Source organism: Rhodobacter sp. (assembly GCA_020637515.1).
Lineage (GTDB): Bacteria > Pseudomonadota > Alphaproteobacteria > Rhodobacterales > Rhodobacteraceae > Pararhodobacter.
Genome location: JACKKG010000001.1, coordinates 2,105,533 through 2,124,688, shown reverse-complemented (window position 1 = coordinate 2,124,688; position 19,156 = coordinate 2,105,533). Strand labels below are relative to the sequence as shown.

Here is a 19,156-nt window from a genome sequence, read left to right as displayed (position 1 = left end):
ATATGCGCCCCTCAGGGGCGAGGTTCAAGTCGGGTCACACCGACCCCGCCGGCGCGCGCCAGATCGGGGTCCAGCGTCATCGGGATATATTCGCCCCGCCGCCACAACACCCCGAGGTCGTCGTAATGGCGGCTGAGCGGGTGCCCCGATTCGCCGGTGGAAATGATGAACACGCTCGCCTCGGGGTCGGCCATGTCGTAGACGCCCCGGTATCCTGCGCCGTGAACGTTAAGAAACGGTTCCGCCGCGCCGGGCGGGCCGCCCTGGGTGCGGCCGCGCATCAGCGTGTTGTCGCCGCCGCTGGTCGATTGGCGGATGTTCACGAAATGCCGCAGGATCGGCACGTCACCCAGCACCGGGTGGTCGTGCGCGGCCTGGTGGGCGTCGCCCCAGCGCCAGCTTTCGATGGCCGGGCCATAGTGCTGTTCCAGGTCCAGCAGCGCCGCGTCCAGCGCCGTGCGCGCGATATCGACGCAGGTTTCCACCACCGCCGACTGCACCACGTCGCACCAGACACTCGCGCCGTCGGTGTTGTTGAACACGCGTTCGATGAATTCGGGTTCGAGATGGGTGAACATGTCGGCGGTCGGCCCCAGCTCGTCGCGGATCAGGCGAAACTGCAACTCGCGCATCCAGGCGGCGTAGATCAGCGGTTCGGGCAGATGCTCGGACATCTCGCCGTTCCAGTCGGCCAGCAGTTGCAGGGCGATCTGGCGTTGCGCCTCGGGGGTGCCGGGCTCGGCGGGGGCGCCCTGGAACCACAGCTCGGCCCCGACCAGCGGCAACAGCGTGCGCGCGGCCTGGCTGACGGTGTCGAGCTGCGCCTCGATGAAGCTTTCGCGCGTGTGGACGCTGCGCTGGCGCATCAGCCGCACCCACCGCTGGATGCGCATCGTGTCGCCCCAGTCGAAACTGACGTGCAGCGGAAAGGGACGATCCAGGGGTTTGTTGTTGGTGTTGCCGATCAACCCGGTCGGCGGATCGTAGAACCGCGGGTTCGAGCTGTAGGGGAAACTCCCCTGCCAGCGCGCCGCCGGGTCCCAGCCCGGCGCCGGCATCCTGCCTTGGGTGGGGCTGGCGGCGTCGCGGCGCGGCATCCGGCCGATCAGTTGCATCGCGATATGGTCGTGGTCGATCACCGTCAGGTTCTGCGCCGGCGCGACATAGCGTTCGCCCGCCGCCAGCGCCTGATCGACGCTTTGCGCGCGCATGATGCCGATCGCCGCGCTCATCGAGGTGTCGTCGCCGGTCAGCGCCGTCCAGGACAACGCCGCCACATGGCCGGGCGGCGTGACCGAGGCCAGCGAGAAATGGCTGCCCGGCAGGATCGGCCCGTTCTGCGACCAGCGCAGCGTCACCGTCACCGGATCGGCATCCGCGACCTGGATGATCGAGCGGCGGGTCTCGAAGCTGGCCCAGCCGTCGGCGGTGCGGTAGCGGGTCGAATCGTCGGGGTCCAGCTCCTCCATGAACAGGTCCTGGTCGTCCAGATAGGACGAGGTCAGCGCCCAGCCCAGCGCCTCGGACCGGCCGACCAGCACCGCCGGAATGCCCGGTATGGTGCCCCCCGTGACCGCCCCGGAGCTGAGATTCAGCCGCGCCAGATACCAGATCGACGGCGCGGTAAAGCCCAGATGCGGGTCGTTCGCCAGCAGCGTGCCGCCATTGGCGGACCGGGTCGGCGCCGCCGCCCAGGCGTTCGACGCGCCCGCCATCGCAAAGGGGCGGAACGGCGACAGCGCCCCGCCCGGCAGGTCGATGGGCTCGACCGGGGCCATGGCCAGCTGAGTGCGCGTCACGGTCGGGAACAGGCTGGCGAAATCGGGCAAGGCCGCCAGACCCTGCGAGCTGTCCTCGGGCATCAGGTCGCGGGTGCGGGCGTCGCCGATCAGCGCCGACAGGCGCGCGCGGCGCACCTCGTTCTCGAGCTGCCCCGAAAGCTGCACCGCCATCAGCTTGATGAGAGCGATGGAATCGGCCGGCTGCCACAGCGACACCTCGCCCGGGAACAGGAAGAATTCGGGCGCCCCCCGCCCCAGCGCGCGGTCGTTGACCAGCGTGATCCAGGCATTCACCCCGCGCGCATAGGCATCGAGCGCGGCCAGCGTGTCGTCATCCTGGGCGGCGACCGAATCCTGCGCCAGGTGATACAGGTCCAGCCGGCGCATCAACTCGTCGGTGCGCAGGGTGCGTTCGCCGAAAATCTCGCTCAGCCGGCCCTGCGCGGTGCGCCGCAGCAAGGTCATCTGCCACAGCCGATCCTGCGCATGGGCAAAGCCCAGGCCGTAGAACACATCCGCGTCCGACTGGCCAAAGATATGCGGCACCGCCCAGGTGTTGCGCGCGATCTCGACCTCGGCCGAAATGCCGCGCACGCGCCAGGTGGTGTCGTAGTCGGGCAACGAGCGCGACAGGAAATAATAGACCCCGACCACGACCACGACCGCCAGAACCACCAGCGCCGTTGCGATGCGAAACAGCCAGCGGAAGGTGGAAAGCATTGCGGACAGCCTCGTCGTGTTGACCTCGGAACGTGGTTCGTTTCCTATGGCCTCGGGCGCTCGAGCGCAATTCAAACCATCGACAGAGAGGGGAACGCATGGCCAAGGTGGCATTTCTGGGGCTGGGGGTCATGGGCTACCCGATGGCCGGGCATCTGGCCCGCGCGGGGCACACGGTGACCGTCTACAATCGCACGGGCGCCAAGGCGGACCGTTGGGCGGCCGAACACGGCGCCGCCGCCGCCCCCACGCCGCGCGACGCCGCCCGTGGCGCGGCGTTCGTCATGGCCTGTGTCGGCAATGACGACGATCTGGCCCAGGTCTGCCGGGGCGCGGACGGCGCCTTTGCCGGCATGGACGCGGGCGCGGTCTTCGTGGATCACACCACCGTCTCGGCCGCCATCACCCGCGCGCTGGACGCCGAGGCCCGCGCGGCCGGCATCGGTTTCGTGGACGCGCCGGTGTCGGGCGGCCAGGCGGGGGCGGAAAACGGCGTGCTCTCGATCATGTGCGGCGGAACCGAGGGGGACTACACCCGCGCCGAGCCCGTCATGCAGGCCTATGGCCGCACCGTGAAGCGGCTGGGCGAGTCGGGCGCGGGCCAGATCGCCAAGATGATGAACCAGATCTGCATCGCCGGGCTGGTGCAGGGCCTGGCCGAGGCGCTGCGATTCGGCGAGAAGGCCGGCATGGACGGCAAGGCCGTGATCGAGGTGATCCAGGGCGGCGCCGCCGGATCGTGGCAGATGGTCAACCGCCACGCGACGATGCTGGACGGCAAGTTCGACTATGGCTTTGCCGTGGACTGGATGCGCAAGGACCTGGGCATCTGCCTGCAAACCGGCAACGAGATCGGCGCGCCCCTGCCGATGACCGCGCTGGTCGATCAGTTCTACAAGGACATCCAGCAGATGGGCGGCGGGCGCTGGGACACCTCCAGCCTGATCGAGCGCCTGCGGAGGCTGTCGTCATGACCCTGCAAACCCGCATCGCGCAGGGGCGCGGCGACGAACCCGCGGATCTGGTGCTGAGGGGCGGCACCGTCTGGGACATGGTGACGGGCGCGATGATCCCGGGCGACGTGGCGATTTGCGGCGACCGGATCGTCGGCATCGGCGCCAGCTACGAGGGGACGCGCATCATCGATGTCAGCGGCAAGGTGCTGGTGCCGGGCTTCATCGACACGCATCTGCATATCGAAAGCTCCTGCATCACGCCCTTCGAATTCGACCGGTGCGTGCTGCCCCGGGGCGTCACCACCGCGATCTGCGACCCGCACGAGATCGCCAATGTCGCGGGCCTGACCGGCATCCGCTATTTCCTGGACGCCTCGGCACGCACGGTGATGGATATCCGCGTCAACCTGTCGTCCTGCGTGCCCTCGACGCATATGGAAACCGCCGGTGCCGAGCTGACGGCGGACGACCTGGCGCCGCTGGCCGACCACCCCCGCGTGATCGGCCTGGCCGAGTTCATGAACTATCCCGGCGTGATCCACCGCGATCCGGGCTGCATGGCCAAGCTGACGGCCTTCGAGGGGCGTCACATCGACGGCCATTCGCCCCTGCTGGGCGGCAAGGACCTGAACGCCTATATCAGCGCCGGCATCCGAACCGAACACGAGGCGACCTCGGCCGCCGAGGCCACGGAGAAGTTGCAAAAGGGAATGCGCGTGCTGATCCGCGAGGGATCGGTCAGCAAGGACCTCGAGGCGCTGGCCGAGGTGCTGACACCCGTGACGTCGGCCTATCTGTGCCTGTGCACCGATGACCGCAACCCGCTGGACATCGCCGAACACGGACATCTGGACTACATGATCCGGCGGCTCATCGCCAAGGGCCGCGATCCGCTGTCGGTCTACCGCGCGGCGTCGCTTTCCGCGGCCGAGGCCTTTGGCCTGAAGGATCGCGGCCAGATCGCACCGGGCAAACGCGCCGATATCGTCGTGCTGGACGACCCGGCGACCTGCCACGCGAGCATGGTGTTCTGCGGCGGGGTGCTGGCCGATGACGCGGCCTTTGCCGCGCGCGACGTGATCGCGCCGGTCGCCCGCCAGTCGGTCCATGTGCCGCCGATCCGGCCCGAAAGCTTCCGCTACGCCGGCAACAACCCCGAAACGCCGGTCATCGGCATCTGGCCCGGCAAGATCCTGACCGAACACCTGCGCCTGTCGATCCCCGCGACCGACGGCGACAAGCGGCCCGACCCGTCGCAGGACCTGGCGCGCATCACGGTGATCGAACGCCACGGAAAGAACGGCAACATCGCCAACGGCTTCGTGCGGGGCTTCGCGCTGAAGGCCGGGGCGATCGCCTCGACCGTGTGCCACGACCACCACAACATCGCGGTGGTCGGCGCGGATTACGCCGACATGGCGCTGGCCGCGAAACGGCTGGGCGAGATCGAGGGCGGGTTCGTCGTGGTGCGCGACGGCGCGGTGCTGGCCGAACTGGCGCTGCCGGTGGCGGGGCTGATGTCGCTGGAGCCGTTCGAAACCGTGCGCGACGGGTTGGTGGCGCTGCGCGCGGCGGCGCGGACCCTGGGGGTCGAATTGGAGGAACCCTTCCTGCAACTCGCCTTTCTGGCGCTGCCGGTGATCCCGCATCTGAAGATCACCGACCACGGCATGGTCGATGTGGACCGCTTCGAGGTGATCCGCTGAGCCCTAGCCGGGCAGCGCGCCGTCCCAGTCGGCCAGGCCGCGCTGCCCTTCGGGCGTCAGGTCGTAGACGCCCTTTTCCCGGCGCCGGAACCATCCGTAATGGTTGTCGGCCATGATCCGCGTGGCCCCGGGGACGCCGGTGTCGCGCGCCACTGCGGCGCCTCGCGCGGCGCCGTATTCCGCCAGATAGGCCGCGCAGCGCAGCGCGTCCTGCCGGTAGCCCGTGACCAGGCCGTGGCGCGTGGCCCCGCCCGCGTTCGGGTCGCCCTGACGGCGCGCGAACTCGGCCTCGATGCGCGCGCGCCGGACCTTGGAGACGCGCGGCGCATAGGGGCCCGGCTCGGCCAGGACGGCGACGAAACCGTCCCGCGCGCGCACCGTCAGCAACCCCAGCCCGAGCCGCCGGCTGAGCGCGGTGTTCTCGCGGATCATCCGGCGCGCCGCCGGCCCTTCGGGGTGCGGCACCGCCAGATAGACCTGGGGCGTCACCGACAGCCGGGCGATGGCCTGGTGGTAGAGCGCCAGCGAGAATTTCAGCTTCATCTCGACGATGACCGGATCCGGCCCGCCCATCGCCACCAGATCGGCGGCGCCGATCTCGCCCTTGACGATCAGGCCGCGGGATTCGAAATGCGCCTTCAGGGGCGGGTAGAGATCGGCTTCGCGCTGCATGGCGGCACGTTAGCGGCGGACAGGCCCCGCGTGCAAGCGGCGCCCCCTTTCCCTGCGCGCGGCCCTTGCCTATAACGCGCCCGAACCCTTCCCAGTGCACGGACCCCGCCCATGACCACGCTCGTTCTCGGCCACAAATCGCCCGATACCGACTCGACCGGATCGCCCATCGCCTGGGCCTGGTATCTGACCCACTCGGGCACGCCCGCGAAGCCCGTGCTGCTGGGCGAACCCAACACCGAGGCCGCCTTCGTGCTGACGCACTGGGGGCTGGACAAGCCCGAGATCGTGTCGGGCGTGGCGGCCGGCACGCCGGTGGTGATCGTGGACACGAACAACCCCGCCGAACTGCCCGACGGCATCAATGCCGCCGACATCCGCCAGATCATCGACCACCACAAGCTGGTCGGCGGGCTGGAAACCAAGGGCCCGATCGACATCACCATCCGCCCGCTGGCCTGCACGGCCACGATCCTTTACGACCTGATGGGCCAGGAGGCGCTGGCCGCCGCTCCGCGCGGCATCAAGGGCGCGATGCTGTCGTGCATCCTGTCGGACACGCTGGAATTCCGCAGCCCCACCACCACCCCCCACGACCGCGCCGTGGCCGAGGCCCTGGCGGCCGACCTGGGCGTGGCGATCCCCGAACTGGCGACCGCGCTGTTCGAGGCGAAGTCCGACATCTCGGCGTTTTCGGACGCCGCGCTGCTGCGCATGGACAGCAAGGAATACACCGTCGCCGGCAAGGAATTGCGCGTCTCGGTGCTGGAAACCACCGCACCGAAGCTGGTTCTGGATCGCAAGGACAGCCTGATGGCGGCGATGGAGGCGGTCGCGCGAGAGGATGGCGCCGACCAGGTGCTGCTGTTCGTGGTAGATATCCTGAACGAGGAGGCGACGCTGCTGGTGCCGAACGATCTGGTGAAGACCATGGCCGAAAAGAGCTTTGGCGCGACGGTGTCGGGCGACACGGTGCTGCTGCCCGGGATCATGAGCCGCAAGAAGCAGATCATTCCCGCGCTGACGCTGTAAGGCGGGCGGCGGGGGCTGCCGCCCCCGCACCCCCGCCTCAGGGGGGAGCACGGCTCCCCCCTGAGAACCCCCCCGTGCGTATTTGCGACAAGATGATGAGGGCGCCGTCGCGGGCGTCCTTTTCGGTTTGGGAGGGGGGGCGGGCATTGCGCCTGCGGGTTGGGTTCGGCTATAAGACAGCCAACAAAATCTTGTGGAAAAGACGCGCGAGGCCCCGGTGAGCGACGAGATCGAAAACCCGACGGAAACCGGCGGCAAGAGCCCCGCGCAGCCCGGTGTCTCCATCGTTCAGGAGATGCGCACCGCGTATCTGGATTACGCGATGAGCGTGATCGTCAGCCGCGCGATTCCCGATCTGCGCGACGGGTTGAAGCCTGTGCACCGGCGCATCCTTTTCGCCATGCACGAGGTCGGCAACACCTTTGACAAGCCCTATCGAAAATCCTCGCGCCCGGTGGCGGACGCGATGGGCAAGTATCACCCGCATGGCGACGCGGCGATCTATGACGCGCTGGTGCGGATGGCGCAGGGGTTTTCGATGTCCCTGCCCTTGCTGGACGGGCAGGGCAACTTTGGCTCGATGGACGGAGACAAGGCGGCGGCGTTTCGCTACACCGAGGTGCGGATGGCGAAGTCGGCGAACTACATGCTGGCCGATATCGACAAGGACACGGTCGATTTCCAGGACAATTACGACGGCAAGGACCAGGAACCCACGGTCCTGCCCGCGCGGTTCCCGAACATGCTGGTCAACGGCGCGGGCGGCATCGCCGTCGGCATGGCGACCAACATCCCGCCGCACAACCTGGGCGAGGTGATCGACGCGACCAAGGCCTTGATCGAGAACCCCGATCTGACCTCGGAAGACCTGATGCAGTATGTGCCGGCCCCGGACTTTCCCACCGGCGCGCAGATCATGGGCCGGGGCGGTGCGCGAAAGGCGTATCTCGAGGGGCGCGGTTCCGTCATCGTGCGCGCCAAGACCCGGGTCGAGGAAATCCGCAAGGACCGCTATGCGATCGTCGTGGACGAGATCCCCTATCAGGTGAACAAGGCGCAGATGGTCGAGAAGATCGCCGAAGCGGTGCGTGACAAGCGCATCGACGGCATCGCCCATGTCGCCGACGAATCCGACCGGATCGGCGTGCGCGTGGTCGTCGAGCTGAAGCGCGACGCGACGCCGGACGTGGTGTTGAACCAGCTTTTCCGCTTCACGCCGATGCAGACCTCGTTCGGCTGCAACATGCTGGCGCTGAACGGCGGCCGGCCCGAGCAGCTGACGCTCAGGGATTTCCTGTGGCATTTCATCGCGTTCCGCGAGGAAGTGGTGACCCGCCGAACGGCCTATGAGTTGAACAAGGCGCGCGAGCGCAGCCATGTGCTGTGCGGCCTGGCGGTCGCGGTGTCGAATGTCGACGAGGTGGTGGCGACGATCCGCGCCTCGGCCGATCCGGCGGATGCGCGCGAGAAGCTGATGTCGCGCCGCTGGCCGGCTGCCGATATTGCCGCCTACATCCGGCTGATCGACGATCCCAGCCATACCCTGAACGACGACGGCACCTACAACCTGAGCGAAATCCAGGCCCGCGCCATTCTGGAACTGCGGCTGCAACGTCTGACCGCGCTGGGCGTCAAGGAGGTCACCGACGAGCTGGAGGACCTGGCCGTCAAGATCAAGGATTACCTCGACATCCTGCGCTCGCGGGCGCGGATCCTGGCCATCATCACCGCAGAACTCGACGAGGTGCGCAGCCTGTTCGCCGTGCCGCGACGGACCGAGATCATCGACTGGGCGGGCGACCTGGACGACGAAGACCTGATCGAACGCGAGGACATGGTCGTCACCATCACCTCGGGCGGGTATATCAAGCGCACGCCGCTGGTCGAATTCCGGTCGCAGAACCGGGGCGGCAAGGGCCTGTCCAGCATGGCGACCAAGGAAGACGACGTGGTGACCACGCTGTTCGTCGCCAACACGCACACGCATCTGCTGTTCTTCACCACCGACGGCATGGTCTACAAGCTGAAGTGCTGGCGCTTGCCGATGGCGGGACGCTCGGCGCGGGGCAAGGCGATCGTCAACATCCTGCCGATCCCGCCCGGCGTGTCGATCGCCGCCATCATGCCCGTGGACGCGCCCGAAACCGAATGGGACGATCTCCAGATCGTCTTTGCCACCTCGGACGGGGACGTGCGGCGCAACGCGCTGAGCGATTTCACCAACGTGATGCGCAACGGCAAGATCGCGATGAAGCTGCCCGAAGGGGTCAGTCTGGTGAACGCCCGCATCGCCGACGAAAACGACGACGTGATGCTGGTCACCGCGATGGGCCGGGCGATCCGCTTCCCGACGACCGATGTGCGCGTCTTCAAGGGCCGCGATTCGACCGGTGTGCGCGGCATCCGGCTGGCCACGGGCGACACCGTCGTCTCGATGTCGGTGATCCGCCACTTCGAGGCCACGCCCGAGGAACGCGCGGCCTATCTGAAGCAACGCCGCCTGATGGCCGGTGCCACCGACGAGCCCGAGGCCGACGACGACGACACGGGCGTCGAGGCCGGGCAACTCAGCACCGACCGCTACGCCGAAATGTCGGCGCGCGAGGACCTGATCCTGACCGTGACCCAATCGGGCGCCGGCAAGCTGTCGTCGTCGCACGACTATCCGGTGCGCGGGCGCGGCGGCCAGGGCGTCATGGCGATGGACAAGGCGATGCGCGGGGGCGCCCTGGTGGCGAGCTTCCCGGTCGATCCGGGCGACCAGATCATGCTGGCGACCTCGACCGGGCAGTCGATCCGGGTGCCGGTGGACCAGGTCAGCTTCCGGTCGCGCTCGGCCGGGGGGGTGCGGGTGTTCAACACCGCCAAGGGCGAAGAGGTCGTATCGGTCGCGCGCGTTGTCGAACAGGGCGACGACGCGTAACGGCTTGTTCACGGTTTGATGCTGTAGTGGCCGGGTCTCCAGGGGGCCCGGCCATGAACATTTACCACTGCATGATCGACCTGAAATCCGACACCAAGGCGCTGGTGTTCGCCCATGCGCTGGAAGCATGGCTTTCGCTCTTGCGCGATGACGGTCGAATCGAGGGGTGGCGCCTGATGCGGCGCAAGCTGAACCTGGGCGGCGACGATTGCGCCGACTTCCTGCTGGAGATCGAGGTGCGCGATCTTGCCCAGCTCGACGCCGCGTTCCGCTTTTTGGGCAAGGGCGGGGATGAGGCGACGCATCGCTACGACCAGATGCATCAACACATCGCGCGGGTGGATTTCGGTCTCTATCGTCCGTTCCCCGATCCGGAACGGGTAGAGCGCCTGGCGCTGCTTTAGCGCCAGCCGCGCGCCCCGCCCGGAATGGCCCGCTCGCGGCCCCTTCCCTTCGCGCCCCGCCGCAGCTACATCTCGGCCATGACCGAAGAACTCCACATCGTCGGCGGCGGCATGGCCGGATCCGAAGCCGCATGGCAAGCCGCCGAGGCCGGCGTGCCCGTCGTGCTGCACGAAATGCGCCCCGTGATCGGCACCTTTGCCCACCAGACCGGCGATTTCGCGGAAATGGTCTGTTCGAACTCGTTCCGCTCGGACGATGACGAACAGAACGCCGTGGGCCTTTTGCATTGGGAAATGCGCGCGGCCGGCGGGTTGGTGATGGCCATGGCCGACCGCCACGCGTTGCCCGCCGGCGGCGCCCTCGCCGTGGACCGCGAGGCCTTTTCGCGCGCCGTGACCGAACGGCTGCGCGCCCATCCCCTGATCCGAACCGAACCCGGCGAGATCACCACCCTGCCGACCGACGGTCACTGGATCCTGGCCACGGGGCCGCTGACCTCGGACGCGCTGGCCCAGGCGATCCGCACCGAAACCGGGACCGACTCGCTGGCGTTCTTCGATGCGATCGCGCCGATCGTCCATTTCGACACGGTGGACCTGTCCAAGGCCTGGTTCCAGTCGCGCTATGACAAGGGCGAGACCGAGGAAGAGCGCAAGGCCTATCTCAACTGCCCGATGACCCGCGAACAATACGAGGCCTTCATCGACGCCATCCTCGCAGCCCCCAAGGCCGAGTTTCACGAGGGCGAGACCGCCGGCTATTTCGACGGCTGCCTGCCCATCGAGGTCATGGCCGAACGCGGGCGCGACACGCTCAGGCACGGGCCGATGAAGCCGGTCGGCCTGACCAACGCCAACGATCCGGCGAACAAACCCTACGCGGTCGTGCAGCTCAGGCGCGACAACGCTTTGGGAACGCTCTATAATATCGTGGGCTTTCAGACAAAGATGAAGCACGGCGCCCAGACCGAGGTGTTCCGCATGATCCCCGGGCTGGAACAGGCCGGATTCGCGCGGCTCGGCGGGATTCATCGCAATACGTTTCTCAACGCGCCCAGGCTGCTCGACGCGCAGATGCGCCTGCGCCAACGCCCGAACCTGCGCTTTGCCGGACAAATCACCGGGGTCGAGGGGTATGTGGAATCCGCCGCGATGGGGCTGGTCGCCGGTCGTCTCGCCGCCGCCGAGATCCAGGGTCGCGCGCTGCGGCCCCCACCCCGCGAAACCGCGATGGGGGCGCTGATCGCGCATATCACCGGCGACGCCGATGCCCGAACCTTTCAGCCGATGAACGTGAACTTCGGCCTGTTCCCGCCGATCGACATGCGCGGCGGTCGCAAGGGCAGAAAGGACCGCTACAAGGCCTATACCGACCGCGCGAAAGAGGCCTTTCAGGCGTGGCTGGCCTGATTACCCGGTTCGCGCCCTCGCCCACCGGGCCCTTGCATCTGGGGCACGCCTTTTCCGCACTGACCGCCGCCCATCTGGCCGAAACGGCACAGGGTCAGATGTTGCTGCGCATCGAAGACATCGACACGGCGCGTTGCAAACCCTTGTTCGAACAGCAGATCTATGACGATCTGCACTGGCTCGGCCTGGACTGGCCGGTTCCGGTGATGCGTCAGTCGGACCGCCGGCCGGCCTATCGCGCCGCGCTGTCCCGGTTGGCCGCGCTGGGCGTCACCTATCGCTGCACCTGCACCCGGGGCGACATCCGCGCCGCCCTCAGCGCCCCGCAGGAAGGGGCGCCGAGGATCGGCCCGGATGGTCCCGTCTATCCCGGCACCTGTCGCGAGGCGGGACACCAGGACCCCGGTGCCGCCATTCGGCTGAACATGGACCGGGCGGTCGCGCTGGTCGGCCCTGTCAGGTTTCGGGAAACCGGCCCGTTGCGGCCAGGCTGGCATCCGTATTCGCCCGAATGGCTGGTGCGGAATGTCGGTGACATCGTGCTGGCACGGCGGGATCTTGGAACCTCCTATCATCTCGCCGTGACGGTCGACGACGCGGCGCAGGGCATCACGCTGGTCACGCGCGGCGCCGATCTGTTCGACGCGACCCCGATTCATGTCCTGCTGCAACGCCTTCTCGACCTGCCGACGCCCGCGTATCACCACCACCGCCTGATCCGCGACGCACAAGGCAAACGTCTGGCCAAACGCGACGATGCCCGCGCCCTGGGCCTGTTTCGGGCCGAGGGCGCGACGCCGGCCGACATCCGCGCCATGATCGGCCTGTGATGCCATGCGGCCCCGACCGTCCGGACGGGGGCGCCTACCCCTCGGGCCGCATCAGTTCCACTTCGTCATCGCCCCGCACGGCGGTGTAGAAGCACGTTCTGCGCAGCGTGTGGCAGGCCGGGCCGGTCTGTTCGACCAGCACCAGCAGGCAATCCCGGTCGCAATCGACGCGGAAATCGACCAGTCGCTGCACATGCCCGGAACTCTCGCCCTTGATCCAGAAGGCCTGACGCGACCGAGACCAATAGGTGACGCGCCCGCTCGCCAGGGTCTGCGCGACGGCTTCGGCATTCATCCAGGCCATCATCAGGACCTCGCCGCTGGCATGGTCCTGGGCAATGGCCGGAATCAAGCCATTGGCATCGTAACGCAGGGATTGCGGATCGAAGGGCATGGCCTATATCCTTTCACGGCATTGGAGCGATTTGAAGTGTCCGAAACCCCTGACCTGATCAAGCTGTATTCCACCCGAATCCTGGCATTGGCGGCCGAAATCCCGCATCTCGGCCGGTTGAAGGACCCGCAGGCAAGCGTTCGCCTGCGCTCGCCGCTCTGCGGATCGACGGTGACCGTGGACCTGTCGATGCAGTACGGCCGGGTCTCGCGCTTTGCGCAAGAGGTCAAGGCCTGTGCGTTGGGCCAGGCCGCGGCGGCCGTGCTGGGATCGGCCGCCCTGGGGCGCTCCGCCGACGAGTTGCAAACCGCGGCACGGCAGCTCGAGGCCATGCTGAAATCGGACGGTCCGGTGCCCGACGCGCCGTTCGACGGTTTCGAAGCCCTGCTGCCGGCCCGAGACTTCAAGAATCGCCATGCCTCGATCCTTTTGGCGGTGCAGGCCACGGCCGAAGCCGCCCGCCAGGCAACACTCTGACCTGATTCGCTGAACATCCGGTTAAAAAAAAACGCCGCGCTGAGCGCGGCGTTGAGTGGCGTGTCTGGGACTGGGGCGCCGGGACAGAGGCGCCTGGCCAGACCGCAAGGCAGTCGGCGAAAGATCAGGACATCAGGGGCAAGTGCAGCACGGCCAGCAGCAAGATGAAAAGGCCGATCGCGCCCGCCGCGTCGCCCAGCATCGCAAGGCGTTCATCGCGTGGCTGGTGTATCTGACGAAGGAAACGTTTCATCGGCCCTCTCCCCTTTTGTTAACTCTTTGTTCTCATTTTCCCCCGCATGATGCAAGAACTTTTTGTGAACAAAAGGGGTCAACCAATCCGAATCAGTCGAATCGCACGGTCCTGTTCCATCAGCCACAGCAGAATCCGCGCCGCCTGCCCGCGCGCAGATTCGAGATCGGAGTCATCGGCCAACAGTTTGCGCGCATCGCTTTGTGCAATGGCCATCAGCGCGGCCTGGCGCTCCAGATCCGCCAACCGGAACCTGGGAAGGCCGGATTGCGCGGTGCCGATGACGTCGCCAGCGCCCCGCATGGCGAGATCCTCGTCGCTCAGGCGAAAGCCATCTTCGGTATCGCGCATCAGCTTCAGCCGACGCGCGGCCGTTTCCCCCAATGGAGGATCGTAAAGCAACAGACAGGTCGATGCCCCCGCGCCGCGCCCGACCCGGCCACGCAACTGGTGCAACTGCGCCAGACCGAAACTTTCCGCGCGCTCGATCACCATGATCGTGGCATTGGGAACGTTGACGCCGACCTCGATAACCGTGGTCGCGACCAGAACCTGCGTTTCGCCGGCAACGAATCGGGCCATCGCCGCGTCCTTGTCCAGGGGCGACATCTGGCCGTGCACCAGGCCGACCGTATCGCCCAACACGGCGCGCAGGCTTTCGAACCGCGACTGCGCGGCGGTCAGGTTGACGGTTTCGCTTTCCTCGACCAGCGGACAGACCCAATAGGCCTGACGCCCTTCGGCCAGGGCCTGCGCGAGATGGGCCACGACCTCGTCCAGCCGCTCGGTCGAGGCAAGCGAGGTCACGATCGGTTTGCGCCCCGGCGGTTTCTCGTCCAAAAGGGACAGATCCATATCGCCATATTGTGCCAGCGCCAGGCTGCGCGGAATGGGTGTCGCGGTCATGACCAGACTGTCGACCCGGTCCCCTTTTTCCCCCAGGGCCATGCGCTGGGCCACGCCGAAACGGTGCTGTTCGTCGATAACGGCAAGCCGCAGATCGGCAAACGTCACATCGTTCTGAAACAACGCATGGGTGCCGATCAGGATCTGGGTGCGCCCTTCGGCAAGATCGCGAAGCTTGCGAACGCGGTCCCGACCCTTGTCGCGCCCGGTCAGCAGATCCATCCGGACCTGTGCGACCTCGACCATCGGGGAAAGACTGGCGAGATGCTGGCGCGCCAGAATTTCCGTCGGTGCCATCAGCGCGCCCTGACCGCCGGCCTCGACCGCAGTCAGCAATCCGGCGAGGGCCACCAGGGTCTTGCCGGCCCCGACATCGCCTTGGAGCAACCGGTTCATCCGCATGTCCGAGGCCATGTCGTCGGTGATTTCGGCGATCGCGCGTCGTTGAGCCCCCGTCGGGGCATAGGGCAAGGCGTCGAGGACCCGCGCGACCAGATGCCCATCGCCCCGGGTCGCGATGCCGCCGGAACGCCGGCGCGACGATCGCGCAATTGCCAGCGTCAACTGGTGGGCCAGCAGTTCATCATAGGCCAGCCGCTGCCGCGCCGGATCCGTCGGGGCCAGATCGGCGGCGGTGTTCGGGGCGTGAACGGACTGTATCGCCGCGCGCCAATCCGGCCACCCCATCTTGGCCTTCAGCGCCGGGTCGATCCACTCGCTCAGGTCCGGCGCCCGCTCGAGCGCCGACGCGAGGGCGCGCCGGATCATCTTTTGCGTCAATCCACCCGCGAGCGGATAGACCGGCTCGTACAACGGCATTTCGTCCCTGTCGGCCAAGGTCAGGATATGATCGGGATGCGCCATCTGGTAGACGCCGTCAAAGGTCTCAACCCGCCCGGACACCAGCCGACGCTGGCCGGTCGGCAAGATCCGTTGCAGATACTCGGCCCGAGGGTGGAAAAAGACCAGAAAGAATTCCTGCCGCTCGTCGCGCACGATCACCCGGTAGGGGCGGCCACGACTGCGGGCCGGAAGGTGATTGCCGACCTCGACCTCGACGGTGACGACACTGGGCACCGGGCCGTCACGCACCGACGCCAACGGGCGCCGATCAATGCCCGATTGCGGCAACAGGAACAGCAGGTCCCTGGGCGTTTCGACGCCTAGCGCATTGAAAAACTTTGATGTCTTGGGGCCGACGCCATCGAGCCCCTCCAATGTGCCAAACAGCGGAAAGAGGCTCTCGGGCCGGCCGGTCATCCGCCGCTCATCGCCAACCAGGCGTCCTCGTCAATCACCGTGACCCCCAGGGCTTCGGCCTTGGCTGCCTTCGACCCCGCCCCCTCGCCCGCGATCAGGAAATCCGTCCGGGCAGAGACCGAACCGGCCACCTTCGCACCCAGGGATTCGGCCCGAACCTTGGCCTCGGCCCGGGTCATTCGGGTCAGGGTTCCGGTGAACACCACGGTCTTTCCGGCCAGCGCGCCGGCCTCGGTCCGGATTTCGGGTGGCGTGATCTCGACCAACTGCGCCACCAACCGGTCGATCGACTCGCGCTCTCTTGGTTGCGCGAGGGTGGTCAGAAGGGATGCGGCCAACACCGCGCCCACCCCCTCGATTCCGACGAGGTCGTCCCACGCCGCGCGTGCCGACGGATCAAGGGACTGCCAGGCGGCATCGCGTGCCTTCTTGACTTCAGGCCGGCGCCCTTCCTCGGCCGCGCGGGTCCGCTCAGACAATTCGGCGGCGTCCGCGGCAATCTGGCATTCGGCAGCCGGGGCCGCCAGATCGGCGGCAGCGGCGAGATCCGGCCAGCGGCCAAAATGTCTGGCAAGATCGCCTGCGGCCACTTCGCCAAGATGGCGGATGCCCAGCGCGAACAGGAAGCGGGGCAGCGAGATGACTCGGCGGGCCTCGATCGCTTCGAAAAGCTTCGCGGCGCTGCGGTCACCAAAGCCGTCGCGGTTCTTCAATTTCGCCAGATTGGCCGCGTCGCGGACGGCCAGCGTAAAGATGTCGGCGGGTTCACGCACGGCGAGCAGTTCGTCAGCAAAGAACATCTCGATCTGTTTCGCACCGAGCCCGTCGATGTCAAATGCGCCACGGCTCACAAAATGCTTCAACTTCTCGATGGCTTGGGCGGGGCAGATCAACCCGCCCGAGCACCGATGCGTGGAATCTCCCGGTTCGCGCACCGCGGTCGAGCCGCACTCGGGGCAATGGTCTGGAAAGCGGAAGGGCTGCGCATCGGCCGGGCGTCGCGCCAGATCGACATCGGCGATCTTGGGAATGACATCGCCTGCGCGATAGACCTGCACCCAATCGCCGACGCGAATGTCGCGCCCGTCGCGAATTGCTTCGCCCTGAGAATTGCGACCGGCGATATAGTCCTCGTTGTGGAGGGTCGCGTTCGAAACCAGGACCCCGCCCACGTTCACAGGCGCAAGCCGCGCAACCGGGCTGAGTGCCCCCGTCCGCCCGACCTGAATGTCGATCGCTTCGAGCCGGGTCCAGGCGGTTTCGGCGGGAAACTTGTGGGCGATGGCCCAGCGCGGCGTGGTCGAGCGAAAGCCCAGTCGCTCTTGCAAGGCCAGGTCGTCCAGCTTGTAGACGACGCCGTCGATATCGTAGCCCAGATCCGGGCGGGCCTCTTCGATCCGACGATACTGTGCCAGCAGTTCCCGCGCACCGTGACACTTTCTGGTCAACGGATTGACGGAAAAACCGAGCGATTTCAGCTTTTCCAAGCTGTCCCACTGGGTCGCGCCAAGCGGTGCGGACAGGACACCCCAGGCATAGGCGAAAAAGCTCAGCGGACGCGCGCGGGTGATTTCCGGATCGAGCTGCCTCAGCGACCCGGCGGCGGCGTTGCGCGGATTGGCAAAGTTGCGGCCCCCGGTCGCGTTGAGGGCGGTAAAATCGCGGTGCGTCATGTAGACCTCGCCGCGCACCTCCAACAGATCGGGCGCATCGTCCAGGGACTGCGGAATGTCGGCGATGGTGCGTGCGTTTGCCGTCACATCCTCGCCCGTCTCGCCATCGCCGCGCGTGGCCGCATAGATCAACTGACCCCGTTCATACCGCAACGACAGCGACAGGCCGTCGATCTTGGGCTCGGCCGTATACGTCAGCGTGGTCTGATCGTCGAGCGCGAGATATCGGCGGATCCGCGCGTCGAAATCGGTCACGTCCTGTTCGTCAAAGGCGTTGGCCAGGGACAGCATCCGAACAGCATGACGGATCTTTCCAAATCCCTCGGCCGGTGCGGCGCCAACTTGATCCGAGGGGCTGTCCGCGCGCTTCAGATCGGGAAACCGGGCCTCGATCGCCGCGTTGCGCCGTTTCAGGGCGTCGTATTCGGCATCGGAGAGCTCGGGCGCATCCTTTTGATGATACGCGCGATTGGCGTCGTCGATCCTTTGAGCCAACCACGCCAGTTCCGCGATGGCCTGATCTTCCGTCAGGGATTCGACCGGTGTCTCATGCGGCATTCGATACTCCCGCGCTTTTCCCCGTGATAGGGGCGTCGCGCGGAATTTTCCAGAGCTATGCGCTGATCGCCCGCGGCGCCCGACCGCCGCTGCGCACCGGATCGCGCAGGACATAGCCGCGGCCCCAGACCGTCTCGATGTAGTTTTCGCCGCCGGTCGCCTCGGCCAACTTCTTGCGCAGCTTGCAGATGAACACGTCGATGATCTTCAGTTCCGGTTCGTCCATGCCGCCGTAGAGGTGGTTCAGGAACATCTCCTTGGTCAGCGTCGTCCCCTTGCGCAGGCTCAACAGCTCGAGCATCTGATATTCCTTGCCCGTGAGATGCACCGCCTCGCCATCGGCTTCGACCGTCTTGGCGTCCAGGTTGACGGAAATGCGCCCGGTATGAATGATCGCCTGCGCGTGGCCCTGGCTGCGGCGAATGATCGCGTGAATGCGGGCAACCAGTTCGTCGCGATGAAAAGGCTTCGTCATGTAGTCGTCGGCGCCATGGCCGAAGCCCTTCAGCTTCACGTCGGTGCTTTCTTCGCCGGTCAGAATCAGGATCGGCGTGTTGACGCGTGCCAAGCGGATCTGCCGCAACACATCGAGCCCGGCCATGTCGGGAAGATTGAGATCCAGCAGGATCAGATCGTAATCATAGAGTTTCCCCAACTCGACCGCTTCTTCCCCCAGGTCGGTGCAGTAGACATTGAAATTGGCATGCGTGAGCATCAACTCGATGCTGCGCGACGTGGTGGGATCGTCTTCGACGAGAAGGACTCGCATGGCTCGGACTCCGCATTAACCCTGGACTGCCCCGACTGTGGGCAAAAATCGTTAACGCACGGTTACCGTGACCTGCATCCAAGCACACTATCGCTAAAGTTGTCTATACTTCTGCAAAGCGGTGACCTTCAGCGCGTCGATTCCGTGGTTGGCGACCGCGCGGGTCCAGGATTCGAACTCCTCATCGCTGAGGTCATAGCGGTCCAGCGCGTCATCGCGCGCGATCAGCCCATGGGCCACGGCGCGCACGACCACCGCCTTGCGGCTGGCAACCCATCGCCGGGTCGAGGCCGGCGGGAGATCGGCCCGGCTCAAGATCGTTCCATCCGGCAAGGTCACCGCCCGCGGCCCGTCAATTCGTTTCAGATACATGGAATTCACCCTTTCCTTCATCCCGGGCCCACGGTGACAAGTCAGCCTTAAGGACCCGTT

At 66.6% G+C, this 19,156-nt stretch carries 15 protein-coding genes; 8 read left to right on the top strand and 7 right to left on the bottom strand.

From position 1 onward, the window contains the following. Positions 1 to 11: 11 nt before the first annotated feature. Entirely contained in the window at positions 12 to 2,501 is a 2,490-nt protein-coding gene (locus H6900_10420) for a penicillin acylase family protein (protein ID MCC0073689.1), read from the bottom strand. A gap of 98 nt (positions 2,502 to 2,599) precedes the next feature. On the opposite strand from H6900_10420, the gene H6900_10415 reads away from it, so the two are divergent. Together H6900_10415 and ade are read left to right on the top strand one after the other, a co-directional pair. Further along, positions 2,600 to 3,475, top strand: coding sequence for an NAD(P)-dependent oxidoreductase (locus H6900_10415; protein MCC0073688.1), 876 nt, complete (start codon positions 2,600 to 2,602; stop codon positions 3,473 to 3,475). Next, entirely contained in the window at positions 3,472 to 5,163 is a 1,692-nt protein-coding gene (gene ade, locus H6900_10410; protein ID MCC0073687.1) for an adenine deaminase, read from the top strand. The genes H6900_10415 and ade overlap by 4 nt, the downstream gene beginning before the upstream one ends. Before the next feature lie 3 nt (positions 5,164 to 5,166). Here ade and H6900_10405 read toward each other — a convergent pair whose 3' ends face one another. After that, a complete protein-coding gene (locus H6900_10405; GenBank protein MCC0073686.1) occupies positions 5,167 to 5,835 on the bottom strand; it encodes a DUF2161 domain-containing phosphodiesterase in 669 nt (222 codons plus the stop codon). Positions 5,836 to 5,946: 111 nt separating this feature from the next. Here H6900_10405 and H6900_10400 point away from each other — a divergent pair, with 111 nt between their 5' ends. The 5 genes from H6900_10400 (at position 5,947) to gluQRS (ending at position 12,434) form a co-directional block, all read left to right on the top strand. Then, a complete protein-coding gene (locus tag H6900_10400) occupies positions 5,947 to 6,867 on the top strand; it encodes a manganese-dependent inorganic pyrophosphatase (protein MCC0073685.1) in 921 nt (306 codons plus the stop codon). A gap of 295 nt (positions 6,868 to 7,162) precedes the next feature. After that, entirely contained in the window at positions 7,163 to 9,790 is a 2,628-nt protein-coding gene (gene gyrA / locus H6900_10395; protein ID MCC0073684.1) for a DNA gyrase subunit A, read from the top strand. 53 nt (positions 9,791 to 9,843) lie between these two features. Then, positions 9,844 to 10,194 (top strand): hypothetical protein, encoded by a 351-nt coding sequence (locus H6900_10390; protein ID MCC0073683.1) that lies wholly within the window; start codon positions 9,844 to 9,846, stop codon positions 10,192 to 10,194. 78 nt (positions 10,195 to 10,272) lie between these two features. Continuing rightward, entirely contained in the window at positions 10,273 to 11,604 is a 1,332-nt protein-coding gene (gene trmFO / locus H6900_10385) for a methylenetetrahydrofolate--tRNA-(uracil(54)-C(5))-methyltransferase (FADH(2)-oxidizing) TrmFO (protein ID MCC0073682.1), read from the top strand. Further along, on the top strand, positions 11,592 to 12,434 hold the full coding sequence (gene gluQRS / locus H6900_10380; GenBank protein MCC0073681.1) for a tRNA glutamyl-Q(34) synthetase GluQRS: 843 nt from the start codon (positions 11,592 to 11,594) through the stop codon (positions 12,432 to 12,434). Before trmFO ends, gluQRS begins: the two co-directional genes overlap by 13 nt. Positions 12,435 to 12,468: 34 nt before the next feature. Here gluQRS and hisI read toward each other — a convergent pair whose 3' ends face one another. Further along, positions 12,469 to 12,828: a phosphoribosyl-AMP cyclohydrolase gene (hisI, locus tag H6900_10375; GenBank protein ID MCC0073680.1), complete on the bottom strand. Its 360-nt coding sequence runs from the start codon at positions 12,826 to 12,828 to the stop codon at positions 12,469 to 12,471. A gap of 36 nt (positions 12,829 to 12,864) precedes the next feature. On the opposite strand from hisI, the gene H6900_10370 reads away from it, so the two are divergent. Beyond that, positions 12,865 to 13,305: an iron-sulfur cluster assembly scaffold protein gene (locus H6900_10370; GenBank protein MCC0073679.1), complete on the top strand. Its 441-nt coding sequence runs from the start codon at positions 12,865 to 12,867 to the stop codon at positions 13,303 to 13,305. 331 nt (positions 13,306 to 13,636) lie between these two features. Here the strand turns inward: H6900_10370 and recG are convergent, their stop codons facing one another. The 4 genes from recG to H6900_10350 form a co-directional block, all read right to left on the bottom strand. Continuing rightward, positions 13,637 to 15,724, bottom strand: coding sequence for an ATP-dependent DNA helicase RecG (gene recG, locus H6900_10365; GenBank protein MCC0073678.1), 2,088 nt, complete (start codon positions 15,722 to 15,724; stop codon positions 13,637 to 13,639). After that, a complete protein-coding gene (ligA, locus tag H6900_10360) occupies positions 15,721 to 17,955 on the bottom strand; it encodes an NAD-dependent DNA ligase LigA (protein ID MCC0073677.1) in 2,235 nt (744 codons plus the stop codon). Before ligA ends, recG begins: the two co-directional genes overlap by 4 nt. Before the next feature lie 55 nt (positions 17,956 to 18,010). Then, positions 18,011 to 18,724 carry a response regulator transcription factor gene (locus H6900_10355; GenBank protein ID MCC0073676.1) on the bottom strand — a complete coding sequence of 238 codons (714 nt, stop codon included), beginning with the start codon at positions 18,722 to 18,724 and terminating at the stop codon, positions 18,011 to 18,013. A gap of 93 nt (positions 18,725 to 18,817) precedes the next feature. Then, a complete protein-coding gene (locus H6900_10350; protein ID MCC0073675.1) occupies positions 18,818 to 19,096 on the bottom strand; it encodes a DUF1153 domain-containing protein in 279 nt (92 codons plus the stop codon). Positions 19,097 to 19,156: the final 60 nt, after the last annotated feature.